The following is a 1,070-nucleotide window of genomic DNA, read 5'->3' on the forward strand; positions in this document are numbered from 1 at the left end:
TGGGCTGCGGGAGGTGATGTTCGGGGGCGAGGGGCTGGATGAGACACAGTGGACCCAGCCGGCGTTGTTCGCCTTCGAGGTCGCTGCGTTCCGTCTGCTGGAGTCCTGGGGGATTCGGGCGGATTACCTGCTGGGGCACTCGATCGGTGAGCTGGCCGCCGCGTATGTGGCGGGGGTGTGGTCGCTTGCCGATGCGTGCCGGGTTGTTGCTGCGCGTGGTCGGTTGATGCAGGCGCTGCCTACTGGCGGTGCGATGGCGGCGGTGGAGGCGTCGGAGGACGACGTCCTGCCGCTGCTGGCTGAAGGTGTGAGCATCGCCGCCGTCAACGGGCCCGCGTCGGTGGTGGTGTCGGGTGACGAGTCCGAAGTCGAGCGCGTCGTCAGGCATTTCGCCGATTCGGGTCGTCGTACGCGGCGGTTGAAGGTGAGCCATGCGTTCCACTCGGCGCGCATGGACGGGATGCTGAAGGACTTCCGGGCGGTGCTGGAGGGTGTGGAGTTCCACGCTCCGGTTCTGGCTGTGGTCTCGAATGTCACCGGCCGGATGGCCACCGCCGAGGAGTTGATGTCTCCCGCGTACTGGGTCTCGCAAGTCCGCTCAGCGGTCCGATTCGCCGACGGAGTCCAGGCATTGGAAGCCGGCGGCGTCGCTCGGTTTGTCGAGGTCGGTCCGGATGGTGTGCTGTCCGCGATGGTCGGCGAACTCACCGACGCCACAGCCGTGCCCCTGTCCCGGCATGACCGGGACGCGGAACGCACGGTCCTGGAGGCGCTGGCTCGGCTGTGGGTGTCCGGCGGCCATGTCGACTGGGCGCAGGGGGCCGGCGGCGGTCAGCGCGTGGCGCTGCCGACGTACGCCTTCCAGCGCGAACGCTACTGGCCCACGGCGAAGACGGCTGCCGCCCCTGACGACGGGTTCTGGGGCCTCGTGGAAGGCCTGGGCTTTGGCGAGCTGGGTTCCGAGGTCGGTCTCGACAGAGCGGTGCTCGAAGAGGTCGTGCCCGCGCTGTCCGTCTTCCGGCGTCGGCGCGTGGTGCGTGACCTTACGGCGTCCTGGTCGTATCGCGAGG

Annotated in this window: 1 protein-coding gene; it reads left to right on the top strand. The window is 69.0% G+C overall.

What is annotated here, in order from left to right; translation table 11 throughout:
* Window positions 1-1,070, top strand: a 1,070-nt coding sequence (locus QR77_RS29215; protein ID WP_150130594.1) for an acyltransferase domain-containing protein, incomplete at both ends; no start/stop codon positions are given.

It is taken from the genome of Streptomyces sp. 150FB, assembly GCF_000818195.1.
Taxonomy (GTDB): domain Bacteria; phylum Actinomycetota; class Actinomycetes; order Streptomycetales; family Streptomycetaceae; genus Streptomyces.